Source organism: Rhizobium bangladeshense, from assembly GCF_001662075.1.
GTDB lineage: Bacteria > Pseudomonadota > Alphaproteobacteria > Rhizobiales > Rhizobiaceae > Rhizobium > Rhizobium bangladeshense_B.
The window spans coordinates 175,538-191,510 of sequence record NZ_LYPL01000002.1 but is presented as its reverse complement, the minus strand read 5'-3'; the positions used below and the strand labels follow the sequence as shown (position 1 = coordinate 191,510).

Annotated in this window: 16 protein-coding genes; 3 read left to right on the top strand and 13 right to left on the bottom strand. The window is 62.3% G+C overall.

All coding sequences use genetic code 11. The annotated features are described in order from the left end of the window. A complete protein-coding gene (locus A7X77_RS04905; RefSeq protein ID WP_064681889.1) occupies positions 1-423 on the bottom strand; it encodes an organic hydroperoxide resistance protein in 423 nt (140 codons plus the stop codon). Positions 424-659: 236 nt separating this feature from the next. On the opposite strand from A7X77_RS04905, the gene A7X77_RS04900 reads away from it, so the two are divergent. Continuing rightward, positions 660-1,145: a MarR family winged helix-turn-helix transcriptional regulator gene (locus tag A7X77_RS04900; protein WP_064681888.1), complete on the top strand. Its 486-nt coding sequence runs from the start codon at positions 660-662 to the stop codon at positions 1,143-1,145. Positions 1,146-1,275: 130 nt separating this feature from the next. Here the strand turns inward: A7X77_RS04900 and A7X77_RS04895 are convergent, their stop codons facing one another. The 10 genes from A7X77_RS04895 to A7X77_RS04850 form a co-directional block, all read right to left on the bottom strand. Further along, positions 1,276-1,506 carry a hypothetical protein gene (locus A7X77_RS04895; RefSeq protein WP_064681887.1) on the bottom strand — a complete coding sequence of 77 codons (231 nt, stop codon included), beginning with the start codon at positions 1,504-1,506 and terminating at the stop codon, positions 1,276-1,278. Between the two features lie 77 nt (positions 1,507-1,583). Beyond that, on the bottom strand, positions 1,584-1,820 hold the full coding sequence (gene rpsU / locus A7X77_RS04890; protein WP_003569533.1) for a 30S ribosomal protein S21: 237 nt from the start codon (positions 1,818-1,820) through the stop codon (positions 1,584-1,586). A gap of 54 nt (positions 1,821-1,874) precedes the next feature. Further along, a complete protein-coding gene (locus tag A7X77_RS04885; protein ID WP_064681886.1) occupies positions 1,875-2,159 on the bottom strand; it encodes a hypothetical protein in 285 nt (94 codons plus the stop codon). 235 nt (positions 2,160-2,394) lie between these two features. Then, entirely contained in the window at positions 2,395-2,604 is a 210-nt protein-coding gene (locus A7X77_RS04880; RefSeq protein WP_004676036.1) for a cold-shock protein, read from the bottom strand. Between the two features lie 247 nt (positions 2,605-2,851). Beyond that, positions 2,852-3,586 carry a L,D-transpeptidase family protein gene (locus tag A7X77_RS04875; RefSeq protein WP_064681885.1) on the bottom strand — a complete coding sequence of 245 codons (735 nt, stop codon included), beginning with the start codon at positions 3,584-3,586 and terminating at the stop codon, positions 2,852-2,854. A 141-nt stretch (positions 3,587-3,727) separates the two neighbouring features. Further along, the gene (locus A7X77_RS04870; RefSeq protein WP_064681884.1) at positions 3,728-4,534 is read right to left on the bottom strand and encodes a L,D-transpeptidase; all 807 of its coding nucleotides are present in this window, start codon (positions 4,532-4,534) and stop codon (positions 3,728-3,730) included. Positions 4,535-4,681: 147 nt separating this feature from the next. After that, positions 4,682-5,605, bottom strand: a complete 924-nt coding sequence (locus A7X77_RS04865) for an alpha/beta hydrolase family protein (RefSeq protein WP_064681883.1) — start codon at positions 5,603-5,605, stop codon at positions 4,682-4,684. A 118-nt stretch (positions 5,606-5,723) separates the two neighbouring features. Next, on the bottom strand, positions 5,724-7,349 hold the full coding sequence (locus tag A7X77_RS04860) for a cisplatin damage response ATP-dependent DNA ligase (protein WP_064681882.1): 1,626 nt from the start codon (positions 7,347-7,349) through the stop codon (positions 5,724-5,726). A 255-nt stretch (positions 7,350-7,604) separates the two neighbouring features. Next, positions 7,605-8,615, bottom strand: a complete 1,011-nt coding sequence (locus A7X77_RS04855; protein ID WP_064681881.1) for a ligase-associated DNA damage response exonuclease — start codon at positions 8,613-8,615, stop codon at positions 7,605-7,607. Positions 8,616-8,671: 56 nt separating this feature from the next. Beyond that, positions 8,672-9,469, bottom strand: a complete 798-nt coding sequence (locus A7X77_RS04850) for an alpha/beta fold hydrolase (RefSeq protein WP_064681880.1) — start codon at positions 9,467-9,469, stop codon at positions 8,672-8,674. 114 nt (positions 9,470-9,583) lie between these two features. On the opposite strand from A7X77_RS04850, the gene A7X77_RS04845 reads away from it, so the two are divergent. After that, positions 9,584-10,555, top strand: coding sequence for a glycerophosphodiester phosphodiesterase family protein (locus tag A7X77_RS04845; protein ID WP_064681879.1), 972 nt, complete (start codon positions 9,584-9,586; stop codon positions 10,553-10,555). An 18-nt stretch (positions 10,556-10,573) separates the two neighbouring features. Here the strand turns inward: A7X77_RS04845 and A7X77_RS04840 are convergent, their stop codons facing one another. Further along, positions 10,574-12,364: a methyl-accepting chemotaxis protein gene (locus A7X77_RS04840; RefSeq protein WP_064681878.1), complete on the bottom strand. Its 1,791-nt coding sequence runs from the start codon at positions 12,362-12,364 to the stop codon at positions 10,574-10,576. Positions 12,365-12,841: 477 nt separating this feature from the next. Between A7X77_RS04840 and A7X77_RS04835 the strand changes: the two genes are divergently transcribed. Continuing rightward, positions 12,842-13,564, top strand: coding sequence for a helix-turn-helix transcriptional regulator (locus A7X77_RS04835; RefSeq protein WP_064681877.1), 723 nt, complete (start codon positions 12,842-12,844; stop codon positions 13,562-13,564). 16 nt (positions 13,565-13,580) lie between these two features. Here the strand turns inward: A7X77_RS04835 and A7X77_RS04830 are convergent, their stop codons facing one another. Beyond that, positions 13,581-15,878, bottom strand: coding sequence for a sensor domain-containing protein (locus A7X77_RS04830; RefSeq protein ID WP_064681876.1), 2,298 nt, complete (start codon positions 15,876-15,878; stop codon positions 13,581-13,583). Positions 15,879-15,973 lie beyond the last annotated feature (95 nt).

The following is a 15,973-nucleotide window of genomic DNA, read 5'->3' as shown; positions in this document are numbered from 1 at the left end:
TCAAGCGACCGTGACCGGAACTTCGGTCGAGGTGCGCATGGCGTGGCTGTAGGGGCAGACGATGTGGGCGGCGGCGGCGAGCTTTTCGGCGGTTTCACGATCGAGGCCGGGGATGTTGACGGTCAGCGCCACGTCGATGCCGAAGCCGGTGCCGTCTTCGCGCGGGCCGATGCCGACCTTGGCGGAGACCGTCGTCTCCTCCGGAATCTTGACCTTCTGCTGGCCCGCGACAAATTTCAGGGCACCGAGGAAGCAGGCGGAATAGCCGGCGGCGAAAAGCTGTTCGGGATTGGTGCCGGTCGCACCGTCGCCACCGAGCTCCTTGGGAACGGTCAGCGTCACGTCCAGGACGCCGTTATCGGAAACAGCGCGGCCGGCGCGGCCGCCCGTGGCAGAGGCTTGGGTCGTATAGAGAATAGGCATGACAATCTCCTTTGGTTGGCCCTTCGATCGGGGTTGGTTTTTAACTATCGCACAATTAAATTGTACGCAAGTGAATTTTGCAAATTGCATTTCGACGTCGAAAGGAAGACAATCGCAGCCTTAGGGCAGGACGATTTTAGGCCGGCTCGGCCTAAAATCTGAATCCTGCTCCATGTAAAAGTGAGCGCATGATGTCGTCCGAAAACCGCTCACACGTTTCGGCATCATGCTCTGGGATGGTGGATATGAAAGCGCAAACGGCAAAGACGATGGAGATACCGGAGGAGGAGAAGCGGCTGGAAAAGCAGCTGTGCTTCGCGGTCTATGCGACGGCGCATGCCTTTACCCGCGCCTACAAGCCGATCCTCGACAGGGTCGGCCTCACCTATCCGCAATATCTGGTGATGCTGGTGCTGTGGGAGCGCAGCGAGCTGCCGGTGAAGACGATCGGCGAGCAGCTGGACCTCGATTCCGGCACGCTGTCGCCATTGTTGAAGCGACTGGAACAGGGCGGGCTGATCAAGCGCATCCGCGACCTGCGCGACGAGCGCCAGGTGATCGTGTCGCTGACCCCGAAGGGCCAGGCGATGAAGACCGAGGTCGATACGATCATGACGGCGATCGGACAAGCCGCCGGCTGCACGCTGGAGGAACTGGGTGAGATGCGCGACATGCTGCATCGGCTGCGGGCCAATCTCGGCCGGGCCGGCGCCGGCGGCTGACGACTCTAAGCGCATCGCGATCTTTTAGGTTCGCTCCCTGCGCTTTAGCTCTTTATTTTCCCGCATGTCATTGCCGCAAAACCGCGCACAGTTTTGCGCGACAGGCTTTGACGACCCCTGCTGGGAGGGATCAAGGCCGCTGAGCGGGTTTGGCCGACGGCCGGCGCTTCTTTGCCGGCGCAGCTTCCGCTTCCGCCGCGGCCGCCTGCTGCAGGCGCAACGCCTTCAGCTTTTCCGTCTTCTTGTCGCGGGCCGAGGCCTCGGCCGCGATGATGGCGCGCGCCGTGTGATCGGTCGCTTCCGCCTTGTCGCGAGGCGACAGCTTGGCGGGATTGAAGAATTCTCCCTTGGTGGCGGTCATGTGCCCCTTTCCCAGGTAACGACGGTGTTTGAGCCGTGGCTCCGCAGCGCAAGAGCCGCGATGCCGCGGCCGGGGGATCAGCGGGCGCGAAGAACCTTCTTCGGCGCCGGCAGCAGGCCTTCACGCTGCAGCTTCTTGCGGGCAAGCTTGCGCTGGCGGCGAATGGCTTCGGCTTTTTCGCGGGCGCGTTTCTCGGAGGGCTTCTCGAAGGCGCTTCGCGCTTTCATTTCCCGAAACAGACCTTCCCGCTGCATCTTTTTCTTGAGCACGCGCAGTGCCTGATCGACATTGTTATCCCTGACGAGTACCTGCAAGTTGATATCCTTTCTTCGGCGGCGACGCCGCACTGTCCATAATAAAACGCGGGGCTATTTTCCGATCCTGATGCTCGAAAGTTTCAGCCAGGACCCGGCGCCGTCCGACTTGGCCACCGCCTCGGCGGACGCCTCGCATGGTGATTTCCCGGTATCGATGTCGGCCTCGGTGATGCGGCGTTCGAAATTCTCGGCGTCAAACCGGACGCGATACTGCACATGCCCGTGGTCGTTGGGCAGAATGCTGGCGATCCGGCATCGCTTCTCGGCTTTCGCGGTGCGCGTGAGGCCGGATTTCAGCACTATCGTGTCGCCGACTTTGTAGTTTGGCCTGCCCATTGCAGTGTCCCTCAACTCTTCGGCTGTTCAAATGGTCTAAGACCGCGACCAAAGCAAAAAGGCCGGGCGCGGACCCGACCTCTTCCCGTCACTCAGCCCTTCCGCTGCCGGTTTGGTAAGCTCGCTGCCAGTACATCCGTGGTCAGCTCGCTGTCACATCCGTGGCCAGCCAAAGTGCTACAGCGTCCTTTGCCCGTCTTAAAAAGACGCGCGGCGCTGTAGGGCGAATGACAAATCATGCGGCCTGAAGGTTGTCGGCCGCGTTCTTGCCCGAGCGCTTGTCGCGAACGAGGTCGTAACGGACCTTCTGCCCTTCGGTCAGTTCGCGCATGCCGGCGCGTTCGACTGCCGAAATGTGGACGAAAACGTCCGTGGAACCATCATCGGGCTGGATGAAGCCGAAACCCTTGGTACCATTGAACCACTTGACGACGCCTGAATTCATAACGATCTCCTTTCAACCGTTTGTGTGCGCCCGGGAAGGATGTCCGCGGGCAAATATCGATGTTGAGACGAGATCTGACGAAGCGCTCTGGGCGCATGGACAAAGGTCACAAGCAAAATTCGATAGGCACCATGTAGGCCTTTTATCGAATTAAGCAATGCTAAATCAGAAATAAAACTTTTCCGAGCGGGGAATTGCCAGGCGGAAGAGAGGCAGAGGCGGCCGGCCGGCGGCCGCCCCGGCGGCATCATTGCCAGACGACAATCGGCGCCTTCGTCGGAACGCGGTCGTAGAGATCGATGATATCCTGGTTCAGCAATCGGACACAGCCCGAGGAGACGGCTTTGCCGATCGAGCGCCAGTCGGGATTGCCGTGCAGGCGGTAGAGCGTGTCCTCGCCGTTCGAGAAGATATAGAGCGCGCGGGCGCCGAGCGGGTTCTTCAGGCCGGGCTCCATGCCGCCGTTTTCGATCGAATATTTGACGAGTTCCGGCTGGCGGGCGACCATTTCGTTCGGCGGCTTCCAGCGCGGCCATTTCTGACGCCATTGAATGACGCCCGATCCCTGCCAGGCAAATCCTTCGCGGCCGATGCCGACGCCGTAACGCATCGCCATGCCATCGGCCTGGACGAGATAGAGGAAGCGCGACGGCGTATCGACGACGATGGTGCCGGGCGGCTGGCCGGTGGGATCGACGACGCGCTGGCGATAGTAGCGCGGATCGATCTCCTCATAGGGAACGGCGGGAATGAGGAAACCGCCGTCCTCGACCGGGCCGTACATGACGGCAAGCTCGGGCCCACTCGGCACGCTGGAGGCTCCCGGCGACCGGAACAGGCGCATGGGCGAACGGTAGATGATCGAGGTGTCGCCCGATGTCACGGTGTTGGCGGAGGAGGCGCAGCCGGTGAGCGCGGAGGCTGCGGTCAGAGCCGAAAGGGAAAGAAAGCTACGGCGGGAAAGATGTCTATCGGAACTCATGACGCGGGACTGATTTCCTTTTGATGCGGGAATCCTGAAATGACGACATAAGGAAATCTATCGGCTTGCGCCAAATAAACCATAGCTTCACGCAGACGTGTTCCTGATGGAGCGGACGATATGGGCAGCGCTGTTGCAGCGCTACATCACAACGATCTCGGCCTTGGCGGGAAGGCGATCATAGAGATCGACGACGTCCTGGTTCAGCATGCGCACGCAGCCGGACGATGTGGCCTTGCCGATCGACTGCCAGTCGGGCGTGCCGTGGATGCGATAGAGCGTATCCTGCCCGTCCTTGAAGATGTACATGGCGCGCGCGCCGAGCGGGTTCTGGAGCCCCGGATTCATGCCGCCGTTTTCGGCGGAAAAAGCACGAACATCGGGCTGGCGCGAGACCATTTCTGCCGGCGGCGTCCAGCGCGGCCATTTCTGCTTCCACTGGACGACGCCGCGGCCCGACCAGGCATAACCGTCGCGGCCGAGGCCGACGCCATAGCGCATCGCCTTGCCGTTGCCCTCGACGAAATAAAGGAAGCGCGCCTTGGTATCGACCACGACGGTGCCGGGACGCTCGGTCGTCTGGTAATCGACCTCCTGGCGCAGGAATTGCGGCTGCACGCGGCTGACCGGGATCGACGGCAGGGTGAAATCCTCGTCGCGCAGCTCGCCATACATCGCCGCATGCACCGGATTGGTGACCGGCAGGCCATAGGTCTGATGGAACTGGGTCTTGTAAAGCTCGCGCGTCTGCGGCACCGGCTGATCGGGGACCGGCCGCACCCGGCGCGGATCGACGCCGGGCGGCTGATAGAAGACTGGTGAGGTTTCCTGGACGAAGCGGGCGGGCGAATCGGCGGCGACATCGGGAATGAGGATGTTGCAGCCGCTGAGCGAGGCAGTGCCCATCACGAGCCCGGCAATCGGGAGGACCCGGCGCAGAAAATTCATCGAACCACCCTTATCAACGATCGGCGAGACAGCGATATCTGCCGCGACGATGGCATGCGCGGCTGGCGCGAGGCTGGTGTCGGGAAGGAAAAATCAGGAAGGCTTGAACCCGCCCTCTGGCTGCAGGTCCATGGGCGCGCCGAAAAATCAGGCCGCCACTCCGTGGAAGAAGCGGATGCTCTGTTCGATCTCGGCCGGCAGCGCCGAGGTGTGGTTGCCGGCGACGGTGTCGGTTTCGATATGGGTGCCGGCGGCGCGGGCACGGCGGGCGAGCAGGTCGGCGCGGTCGTTGAAATGCGCCTCCTCCGTGCCGTGAACCACCCGGATGGGGCATTTGAAGCTGTGGGCGTAGCAGAGCGCCGAACGCACCTCGAATTCATGCGCATTGCTGTCGTCGAAGCGAATGTCCTGGGGATAGCGGCTGAAGAAGCGGAAGGCATTGGGATTGCCGGAAATCGGCGCGGCGGCGCGGAATTTATGAGTGCTCATCGCCGTCAGCATGGTCAGCGTGCCGCCGATGCTGTGGCCGGCGATGAACAGGCGCTGGGGATCGACGCCCGGCAGATGCGCCAGGCGATCGGTGGCGGCGAGAACGTCATCGACCTCGTCGTAAAAGCCGGAGAAATTGCCCCTCTGGCCGTTTTCACCGCGCAGCGACGGCATCATCACCACATAGCCGGCATCCATATAGGGCTTCATCAGCTGCCAATGGCCGATGCCCATGGCATTGCCACCATGCAGGAAGAGCACTGCCGGCTTGGCCGCGCGCTGGCGCTTGTATTTCGACACCCAGGCGACCAGTTCGAGCTCGCCGCCATAGCCGGAACGGTAGAAGATCTTCTCGGCGTCGGCAGGTGCGGTCAGCGGTTCGTATTTATCGGGCGCCGGCCCCTTGTGCAGGAGCTTCGTGCGGAAGCGGCGGCGGATCTCGGCGTAATCGTGCCTGGCAAGACGCGGCTCGTCCGGGACGTCGAAAGCGGCCGCCACACGCGGCAGGACGAGCGCGCCGGCAAGACCCGACAGCACGGCACGGCGTTGCCGGAAAAAGGAATTTTGTTCATGCGAGCTCATGACGCAGCACCCAAATCATTTCCCCGGCCCACAAGCTTTGCACCGGAAAACGCGCTGGCGCCAATACACATCCTGTTGAAGATATCGCCCTGCGTCATTGTTGCGCAGGCCCATCGGCTCACCCGGGCTTGGCCTCGATCATCGCGATCAGCGTGCGCAGCCGGTCGGCCTCGTAGGGAGGCTTGTCGGGGCGAAGGCGGGCGATGCGGGGAAAGCGCATGGCCACCCCCGATTTGTGCCGCGTCGAGCGATTGATCCCCTCGAAGGCGACCTCGACGACGAAGCCGAAATCCCTGTCGGCGCGCACGGCCCGCACCGGCCCGAACCGCTCGGTGGTGTTGTTGCGCACGAACTTGTCGAGCAGCTCGAGCTCGGCATCGGTGAAACCGAAATAGGCCTTGCCGACCGGCACCAACTGCTCGCCGTCCTCGTCTTCGGCCCAGACGCCGAAGGTGAAATCGGAATAATAGCTCGAGCGCTTGCCGTGGCCGCGCTGGGCGTACATCAGCACCGCATCGACGTTATAAGGATTGCGCTTCCACTTGAACCAGGGGCCTTTCATGCGGCCAGCCTGGTAGATGCTGTCGCGCCGCTTGATCATCACGCCCTCGATAACCGGATCGGGCGGCGCGGCGCGCAAAGCGTCGAGCTCCTCCCAGGACGAGAAAGGCACGAGCGGCGAGAGATCGAAACGGTCATGGGGGGCGCGGTCGATGACCCCGGCCAGATGCTCGCGGCGATCGACATAGGCGCGGCCGCGAATATCCTCCTCGCCGTCGAACAGCAGGTCATAGGCGCGGATGAAGGCGGGGTAGTCGTCGAGCATCCTCGCCGTCACCGTCTTGCGGTTCAGCCGCTGCTGCAGGTCGGAGAAGGTGCGGGTCGGGCTGTTGGAGCGGGCGGTGCCGCCGACCAAGAGCTCGCCGTCGACGACGCCGGAAAAATTGATCGCCTCGAGAATATCGGGAAAGGCGCCGGAGATATCGTCGCCGGAGCGGGAATAGATCTTGCGCCGGTCGCCGGAGCGGGAAAGCTGGACGCGGATGCCGTCCCATTTCCATTCGGCGGCGTAGTCGCCCGGGGCGAGGCCGGCAAGATCCCCTTCCTCCACCGCATTGGCGAGCATGACGGAATGGAAAATCGCCGGTGTCGCCAGCGCCGGCTTCTCGCCGGCGCCCGCCAGCCATTGAAACAATGTCTCGTAAGGCGGCTGCAGGCCGTGCCAGAGGGTTTCGATCTCGGTGACGTCCTTGCCGCCGAGATCGGCCAGCGCCTGCTTGGCAAGACGGGCGGAGACGCCGATGCGCATGGCGCCGGTCGCAAGTTTGATGAAGGCGAAGCGGCCGGAGGAATCCAGCCGGTCGAGCAGGTCGCGGACATAGCCGCGCACTTCGGTGCGGCCGAGCCCGTTCATGCGGGTGACGACCTCGCCGAGGCGCGGCTGGGATAGGGCGGAGCGGTCGATATCCCGCTCATTGTCCCAGACCAGCGAGATGGTTTCGGCGAGATCGCCGACATAGTCGTAGGAATAGCGGAACAGCACCTCGTCCATGCGCTCCAGCACCAGCTCACGCAGCATGGCCGGCTTGACGTTGCGCACCTCCAGCGTGCCGGCGATCGCAGCAAGCCCATAGCCGCGGTCGGGATCCGGCGTATCGCGGAAATAGTCGGTCAGCAGCTTGAGTTTGCCGTTGCGGCTGGGAGTCAGGACCAGACGGTCGAGGAGGTCGGCGAAAGCTTTCATATTGGCCTCCGCATTCCGGGGGAAAACCCCTCCCCAACTTGGCGAGAAGAAGGCCCCTCCCCAACTTCGCGAGGAGAAGACCCCTCCCCAACCCCTCCCCACAGGTGGGAGGGGCTAACTCGCGGCACTGCTCTGCCTTCTTTCAACCAAAGCGTTCGCGGAGATGATTTTGTGGCGGGACGGCGCAGCAGGTTAAGCCCCTCCCCCTTGTGGGGAGGGGTTGGGGCGGGGTTTTGACGCGTTCTCCGGCTCATCTCAATCCGCCTCATCCTCATAGCCCACCAGATGCAGCGGTTTCGCCTTGATGCCCTGCAATTGGCACCAGCGCACCAGCGCCTCCTCGCGTCCGTGGGTCACCCAGACCTCGGCCGGGTGCAGCTCGCGGATCGTTTCGGTCAGTTCCGGCCAGTCGCAATGATCGGAGATGACGAGCGGCAATTCGACGCCGAGCTGCTTGGCGCGCTGGCGCACCATCATCCAGCCGGAGGCGAAAGCCGGCAGCGGTTCGTTGAAGCGGCGCGCCCAGCGATCGGCGAAGGCAGAGGACGGGCCGATGACAACGGCGCCCTTGAAGGCGGATTTTTCGCTGCTTTCGATGGTCGCAGGCAGCAGCTCGCCGAGATCGATGCCCTGCCCGACGTAATAATCGCAGAGTTTTTCCACGGCGCCGTGGATATAGATCGGTTCGCCGTAACCGGCATCGCGCAGCAGCCGGATGACCCGCTGGGCCTTGCCCAGCGCATAGGCGCCGACGAGATGGGTGCGCTCGGGAAACTGCCGGAGCGAGGCCAGCAGCTTGCCGGTCTCATCGAGCGGATCGGGATGATGGAAGACCGGCAGGCCGAAGGTCGCCTCGGTGATGAAGACATCGCAGGCAACCGGCACATAGGGTGCGCAGGTCGGGTCAGGGCGGCGCTTGTAATCGCCGGAGACGACGATGCGGGTGCCGTTCCTCTCGATGGCGATCTGGGCCGAGCCGAGCACATGGCCGGCTGGATGAAAGCTCACCTTGACGCCGTTGACCAGCAGCTCCTCATTGAAACCGACCGCCTGCTCGTTGGCGCAGAAGCCGTCGCCGTAACGCAAGCGCATGATGTCGAGCGTCTGGCGGGTGGCGAGCACGTTCACGTGACCGGGGCGGGCGTGATCGGAATGGCCGTGGGTGACGAGCGCCCGTTCCACCGGCCGCACAGGATCGACATAGAATCCGCCTTCCGGGCAATAGAGCCCTTCCGGGGCGGGATAAAGCAGCGCGTCAGCTCTCATGCAGCAAGAGATAGAGGCCAAAGGGCGTGAGGCCAGAGGAAGCGAGCTTCATCACCTTACCCGTCGAGGAAGGATAAAATTGCGGCGTTGAACTGCGCGGGACGCTGCAGCGGCGCGAAATGGCTGACGCCGGGCAAATAGATCATCTGCGCATTCGGAATGCTGCTGGCGAGATATTCGGCATGTTCGGCCTTGATGAATTCGTCGTGTTCGCCGAGCACGATCGCGACCGGAACGCGGATGCGGCCGAGGTCGTCCGCCTGATAGTTCGGCTCGGTGCGCATCATCAGGCTCACCGCCTCGACGAAGGAATTGAAATCGTCCGGTGTCGCGGACAAGGCCGCATAGTCCTTGGCGTGGCGGCTGAAGCATCGGTCGATGACCGGCGTCGGAACGAATTCCCGTGTGCCGCTCGGATCCATGTTGCAGGCGAAGAAGAAGACGCCCTCAACACGCGACGGCGCCGTCGCGGCAAGGATCAGCGCGATGCAGGCACCATCACTCCAACCGACGAATGCCGCCTGTTCCAGGCGCAGTTCGTCCATGACCGCAAGCACGTCGGCGGCCATCAGCTCATAGGTATAGGGACGGGCATCGCGGGTGCTGCGGCCATGACCGCGGCTGTCGATCAACACGACGCGGCGGCCGCACTCGAGCAGCGCCGGGACCTGATAGCCCCAGTTGCCGCTATGGCCGAGGCCGCCGTGCAGCAGGATGACGGCCGGCCCGGCGCCGTAGCTCGCATACCAGATGCGGGCGCCCTCGCGCCCGACATGGCCTTCGACTGCAGCCGGCGGCAAGGGGGCCGCGCCTTGGGCTTCGAAATGGATGAGCTCGTCGTCGTGTCGTTCCATGGCGAGTCCTTTCGGGTTTATAGGCGGCGGCATAGAAAAGCCGGAAAACAGCCCAAGAACAACCAGAATCGCTTTTTAGCTGTTGCATCCTTCGATGCAATCAGGGGGAGCAATATGGGCAGGAGGCTTTTCTATTGCGCCGGCGCATTCGCGGTCGCCGCGGCCGGTATCTACCTCAACAATACCAGCCTTTTGGCGGAGCACCGTCCGGGCAAGCCGGTGCTGCTCGCCCATCGCGGCATCGCCCAGCGCTTCGACGAGACCGATCTGAAAAACGACACCTGCACGGCGAGCCGCATGCTGCCGCCGAAACACGATTATCTCGAGAATACGGTTCGCTCGATGGAGGCAGGATTTGCCGCCGGCGCCGATATCGTCGAGATCGACGTGCATCCGACGACGGACGGGCAATTCGCCGTCTTCCACGACTGGACGCTCGACTGCCGCACCGACGGGCACGGCATCACCCGCGAGCATGCGATGGCTGACATGAAGAAGCTCGACATCGGCTATGGCTACACCGCCGATGGCGGCAAGAGCTTTCCCTTTCGCGGCCGCGGCATCGGCATGATGCCGACGCTGGCGCAAGTGCTGTCGACCTTTCCGGATCGGCGTTTCCTGATCAACATCAAGAGCCGCGATCCTTCCGAGGGCGAAAAGCTCGCCGGCGTGTTCAACGGGCTTTCGACGGCACGACGGGCTGAGATCATCGTCTATGGCGGCGACGCGCCGATCGACGTCATCCGCCAACGCGTGCCTGATATCAAAACGGCCTCGCGCCAGAGCCTGAAGGGCTGCCTCACCGGCTATATCGGCTATGGCTGGACCGGCCTGCTGCCGGATACTTGCCAGCAGCGGATGATGCTGGTGCCGATCAATATCGCGCCCTGGCTCTGGGGCTGGCCGGACCGTTTCCTCAACCGGATGCAGGATGCCGGCACCGAGGTTTTCGTGCTCGGCCCTTATCACGGCGGTGAATTTTCCACCGGTATCGACGACCCCGCGCAGTTGGCGCGACTGCCGCAAAATTATGCGGCAGGCATTTGGACGAATGAGATCGAGACGATCGGACGGCTCCTGGAATGAGGCGGAGCGCTACCCGCCTCAGAACTCCTCCCAGTCGCCGCCGGCGACTGCCGCGTTGCCATGGAAGGCTGCGCCCACTTTTGCAGCCATTGCCCGCGGCGCCGATGCGACGGGCCTCGAAGCGGCAGTTGCCACGGCGGGGCGCTGCTGGCGTGAGGCTGGGCCGCCGATATTGAACTGGCCCAGCAGCTGGAAAAGCGCGTCGGCTTCCTTGGCGAGGCTATGTGCGGCAGCCGTCGATTCCTCGACCATGGCGGCATTCTGCTGCGTGCCCTGGTCCATGGTGTTGACCGCGGTGTTGATTTCCTTCAGCCCCGTCGCCTGCTCCTTTGAACTCTCGACGATCGCAAGAACATTGCTGTTGACCTGCTGAACCTGGGCGACGATCTCTTCGAGAGCCTTGCCGGTTTCGCCGACCAGCGTCACTCCGCTCTTCACATGCTCGTTGGAGGCCCCGATCAGCTCCTTGATCTCCTTTGCCGCCTTGGCCGATCTCTGGGCAAGCTCGCGAACCTCTTGCGCGACCACCGCAAAACCCTTGCCGGCATCGCCCGCGCGCGCCGCCTCGACGCCCGCGTTCAGTGCCAGGAGATTGGTCTGGAAGGCGATTTCGTCGATGACGCCGATGATGTTGCCGATCTCTGCGGACGATGTCTCGATCTTGCCCATCGCATCGACGGCGCTGCGCACCACCGCGCCGGAACGTTCGGCGTTCTCGCGGGTCCTTCGAACAAGCTGGCCGGCTTCCTGGGCGCGGTTGCTGGAATCGGAGACCGTTGTGGTGATCTCTTCAAGGGCGGCTGCGGTTTCCTCGACGGAAGCCGCCTGCTGTTCCGTACGCTTCGACAAATCGTCCGAGGCTGAACGAACCTGCTGCGCGCTGGCAGCGATGCCGGTCGCGTTTTGAGCCACGACCTGCATCGCTGTGCGCAGCTTGGTGACCGCAGCGTTGAAATCGGTGCGCAGCCTTTCCAGTGTCGGAATGAATGGCGTTGCGACCTCCTGGGTCAAATCGCCGCCGGCCAGCCCCATCAAAGACGCCGCAAGCTGATCGACATTGCTGACGCGGGCAGTCACGTCAGTCGCGAATTTGACGACCTTGAACACCTTACCGTTCATGTCGAGGATCGGATTGTAGGTGGCCTGGATGTAGATCCTTTTGCCGCCCTTGCCGATGCGCAGGAACTCATCCGCCACGAATTCACCCGCTGCCAGGCGCTCCCAGAACCGGCGATAATCCTCGCTGTTTGCGTAGGCGCTCTCGCAGAACATGGAATGGTGGCGGCCCTGGATCTCGGCAAGCTGATAGCCGAGCGCCGACAGGAAATTCTCGTTCGCTGTCAGAATTTCTCCTTTCGGCGTGAATTCGATAACAGCCTGGGCGCGCGACAGCGCGTTTATCTTGCCGGCATCTTCGGCGCTCTGCAGTTTCTGCTTGGTGATATCGGTCGCGAATTTCACCACTTTATACGGCTTTCCGCCACTGAAGACGGGATTGTAGGAGGCTTCGATCCAGATTTCCCTGCCGCCCTTGCCGAGGCGCTTGTATTGGCGCTGATCAAACTCGCCGCGGCCGAGCTTTGCCCAAAACTCGCGATAGTCGGCCGACGAGGCTTCTGCCGGCTCGACGAACATCCGGTGGTGCTGGCCGACAATCTCAGACAGCTGGTAGCCGAGCGCGGCACAGAAATTGGCATTGGCCGTCAAGATCTTGCCGGTAAGGTCGAATTCGATGATCGCCTGTGACCTGCTCATCGCGGCCAATATGGCCTTGGCGTCAGATCCGAAGCCCAATGTTATTTTCTTCATGCTGTTCCCCTAACTCAGATCCAAACGATCGATTGCCCGACCCATGACGGGCTCGCTGGACAAGCACCCCGAAAATAAAATCCGCTAAATTCTTTAAGTATCCATTAACCGGACCGTTCGGTACCCGGGGCCGACGGCGTCTGGGCGACCAAACACAAAAACAAGATAAAACCAATGGGTTATGGCACAGCATTGACGAATTTCCGACGCTAAGGCGAAATCTCCCGTCGCGGAATTCCTCAATCGGAACGGAATTCTTGGTCAGTCAGCCCGCCAAAAATCAGAAGACGCGTTTACTGTTTGTTAAGCATCAATGGTCCTTATTTTCGCGTTCCCGGCAATTGCAAGCCCATTCCTCTGCAGCGATATGTTTGCATTGCACTTCCAGCGTGCAAAAATCGACGATCGGCACGAACGGATTCGGTCGGCATATCAGCAATTAAGCCGCCGGATGCGACTGGCGATCGGAGAAACGACATGGAGCTCGATGCCGAGTTCAATCGAATTGAGGAAGCCGCCGCGGGCTTCAATACGCATTACGAAGTCTTCAAATACGTGAAGGGTCTCACTCAGGGGCTGGGAATGACCGCTTTCCTGATCATGACGCTCCCCACCGTCGACGTCGTCGAGATCGGCGCGACAAAGATCATTACCAATTGGCCGGCGGAGATGGTGGATTACTATGACGCCTACAACCTGATGGTCGACAGTCCCGTCATCCGCCGGATGCTGAGATCGACCAGCCCCTTCAACTATGATGTCGCAGCGATCAATACCGACCGCGGGGAAGGCAAAAAGTCCACGGTCATCGAGTTGTTCCACCGTTACGGCATGGAAAAGGGAGCTTATTTTCCTGTTCACGATGCCGCGGGTGGACGCGGTGCGATGTCGATTTCGGGGTCCCGGAATTTCAGCTTGATCGAAATGGCAAAGATCCTGTTTATCGCCACGTTGATCTACGATCGGCTCTCACAGCTGACATTGAACGAGAAACACAAGCCGATTGCCTTTACGCCGAGCGAGCTGGACTGCCTGAGGCTGACGGCCGGTGGAAGAAAGGGCGCAGAAATCGCAAAGCTTCTCGATCTCTCGGAAAATGCGGTCAACTATCACATCGGCAGCGCGATCAAGAAGCTCGGATGTACGACAAGAACGCAGGCGGTCGTCAGCGCTCTGCGCCTCAACATCATTCGAGTTTAATGCCGATCGAGAAACTTCAGAGAGCCTGCGCCCGCAGCATTCGGGAGATCTCCTCCGGCGAGACCGGCTTCGAGAAGCGGTAACCCTGCGCCTCCTCGCAGCGCGCGTGACGCAGGAAATCCATCTGGGCGTCGGTTTCGACGCCTTCGGCAAGCACCAACAGCTTCAGCGTCTGCGCCAGCGAAATCACCGCCGAGACGATGGCGACGGCGGTCTTGTCGCCCGGCAGGGCCTCGACCAGCGAGCGGTCCATCTTCAGCCGGTCGAAGGGGAAGGTCTTCAGCGCCGCAAGACTGGAATAGCCGGAGCCGAAATCGTCGATCGACAGGCGCACACCGAGCGCCCGCAGCGATGCCATCATCGTAAGCGCGCGTTCGGCATCCTGCATCACCACGCTTTCGGTGACCTCGAGCTCCAGCCAATGGGATTGCAGGCCGTGGCGCTCCAGCGCCTCGGCGACATGGTTTGCGAAATCCGGATCGGCGAACTGCTTGGCCGAGACGTTGACGGCGATGGTCAGTGGCGTCAGGCCCAAATCCTGCCACGCGCGCGCCTGGCGGCAGGCCTCGTTCAGCACCCAGAGGCCGAGGGGAACGATGAGGCCGGTCTCTTCGGCGAGCGGGATGAAATTGACTGGCGGCACCCTGCCCTTGGCCGGATGGTTCCAGCGGACCAGCGCCTCGATGCCGGTGATGCGGCCGGTGGCGACATCGACCTGCGGCTGATATTCGAGGAACAGCTGATCGCCTGTGATCGCCTGGTGGAGCTCCTCCTGCTCGCCGAGCGGCATGCCGAAGGGTGCGCCGGCGCCATCGTGATGCTGCAGCGTATTGCGGCCGAGCTGCTTGGCCCGGTACATGGCGCGGTCGGCATTGGCGAGGAGTTCTTCGGCGGTTGCGCCGTCGACGGGGAAGGCGGCAACCCCGATGCTCGAGGTGATGGCGATGTCACCGCTCTCGCTCTGCATCGGCCGGTTGATCGCCTTCTGCAATTCGCGCAGGCGCCGCGCGATGCCGGCGTCGTGGCTAGACTGGTGGACGAGCACCACGAGGAATTCGTCGCCGCCGAGCCGCACCACCATATCCGAGGCGCGGACGCTGTTGGCCATGCGGGTGGCGATCTCCTTCAGCACTTCGTCGCCGGCGGCGTGGCCGCGGCCGTCATTGACCTCCTTGAAATTGTCGAGATCGATATAGGCGACGGTGACCTTGCGGTTGTTGCGCCGGGCCTGATCGAGAATGCTGGCCAGCCTTTCCTTGAGGAAGGCACGGTTCGGAAGGCCGGTCAAATCATCATGATGGGCCATGAAATGGATGCGGTCATCGACGCGCTTGCGCTCGATGGCGATGCCGGCGATGTGCGTGGCGAGAGCCACCAGCTTCATCTCATGCTCGGTGGGACGGCGGACTTCCCTGGAATAGAGGGCGAAGGTGCCGAGCACATTATTCTGCGAGGTGGCGATCGGCGTCGACCAGCAGGAGCGGAAGCCGAAGGGGGCGACCAGCGCGCGGAAATCCTCCCAGAGCGGATCGCTCATCACGTCCTCGACAATCACGGTCTGGCCGCGCCAGGCGGCGGTGCCGCAGGAGCCGACCTTGGGGCCGATGGTGACGCCGTCGATCAGGCGGCTGTAGCCGCCGGGCAGATTGGGAGCCGCGCCATGATAGAGCCTGGTGCCCTCGCCGTCGAGCAGCAGCACCGATCCGTCGATGCCGGTCAGCTGCGCCTCGATCATCAGCACAAGCGCCTCGAGGATCATCGGCAACGGCTCGTTGCGGGCAATCATTTCGAGCAGTTTCGCCTGGCCTCGATGGAGATCTTCCTGGAGCTTGCGTTCGGTGATATCGCGCGAAACGCCGATCAGCCCGACGATTTCGCCGCGATCGTTGCGCAGCGGAATCTTCGAGGTCAGCCGGCAGACCGGCCGGGGGCTGCCTGGAAGAACGACCGTTTCCCCCATGTCGATCCGGGCCTGGCCGGTCGCCATGATCTGCTGCTCAATATCGAAATGACGGCGGGCCACCTCGAAATCGAAGAGGTCGAAATCGCGCTTGCCGGTGATCTCGTCGGCGCTCTTGAAGCCAAGGTTGCTGGCGGTGACGGCATTGGCGAAGACGAAGCGGCTGTCGCGATCCTTGACGTAGAGGAAATCGGGCAGTTCGTGGATGATCGCTTTCAGGCGCAGGTTCTCGACGCCCTCTGAGAGGTGGTGGGCGCTCGACGCCATCATCGCCTCGGTCGCGGCGACGAAGCGCCGCGTCTCGGCCGTCAGAGCCTCGGGCGATTCCCATCGCCTGGCACTCGTTTCGTGCATGACGCCATTTCTCCCCGGCCCCGCAATCGTCATTTCCCTTCAAAGTAGTCCTGAAGTCCTTCGGCTTGCTTAAGTGAAAGAGTGAACAACACGCC

Bases quoted from the DNA above. Each gene is read 5' to 3' on its own strand.
- A7X77_RS04905 (WP_064681889.1), bottom strand. From the start codon at position 423: ATGCCTATTCTCTATACGACCCAAGCCTCTGCCACGGGCGGCCGCGCC.
- A7X77_RS04900 (WP_064681888.1), top strand. From the start codon at position 660: ATGGTGGATATGAAAGCGCAAACGGCAAAGACGATGGAGATACCGGAG.
- A7X77_RS04895 (WP_064681887.1), bottom strand. From the start codon at position 1,506: ATGACCGCCACCAAGGGAGAATTCTTCAATCCCGCCAAGCTGTCGCCT.
- A7X77_RS04885 (WP_064681886.1), bottom strand. From the start codon at position 2,159: ATGGGCAGGCCAAACTACAAAGTCGGCGACACGATAGTGCTGAAATCC.
- A7X77_RS04880 (WP_004676036.1), bottom strand. From the start codon at position 2,604: ATGAATTCAGGCGTCGTCAAGTGGTTCAATGGTACCAAGGGTTTCGGC.
- A7X77_RS04875 (WP_064681885.1), bottom strand. From the start codon at position 3,586: ATGAGTTCCGATAGACATCTTTCCCGCCGTAGCTTTCTTTCCCTTTCG.
- A7X77_RS04870 (WP_064681884.1), bottom strand. From the start codon at position 4,534: ATGAATTTTCTGCGCCGGGTCCTCCCGATTGCCGGGCTCGTGATGGGC.
- A7X77_RS04865 (WP_064681883.1), bottom strand. From the start codon at position 5,605: ATGAGCTCGCATGAACAAAATTCCTTTTTCCGGCAACGCCGTGCCGTG.
- A7X77_RS04860 (WP_064681882.1), bottom strand. From the start codon at position 7,349: ATGAAAGCTTTCGCCGACCTCCTCGACCGTCTGGTCCTGACTCCCAGC.
- A7X77_RS04855 (WP_064681881.1), bottom strand. From the start codon at position 8,615: ATGAGAGCTGACGCGCTGCTTTATCCCGCCCCGGAAGGGCTCTATTGC.
- A7X77_RS04850 (WP_064681880.1), bottom strand. From the start codon at position 9,469: ATGGAACGACACGACGACGAGCTCATCCATTTCGAAGCCCAAGGCGCG.
- A7X77_RS04845 (WP_064681879.1), top strand. From the start codon at position 9,584: ATGGGCAGGAGGCTTTTCTATTGCGCCGGCGCATTCGCGGTCGCCGCG.
- A7X77_RS04840 (WP_064681878.1), bottom strand. From the start codon at position 12,364: ATGAAGAAAATAACATTGGGCTTCGGATCTGACGCCAAGGCCATATTG.
- A7X77_RS04835 (WP_064681877.1), top strand. From the start codon at position 12,842: ATGGAGCTCGATGCCGAGTTCAATCGAATTGAGGAAGCCGCCGCGGGC.
- A7X77_RS04830 (WP_064681876.1), bottom strand. From the start codon at position 15,878: ATGCACGAAACGAGTGCCAGGCGATGGGAATCGCCCGAGGCTCTGACG.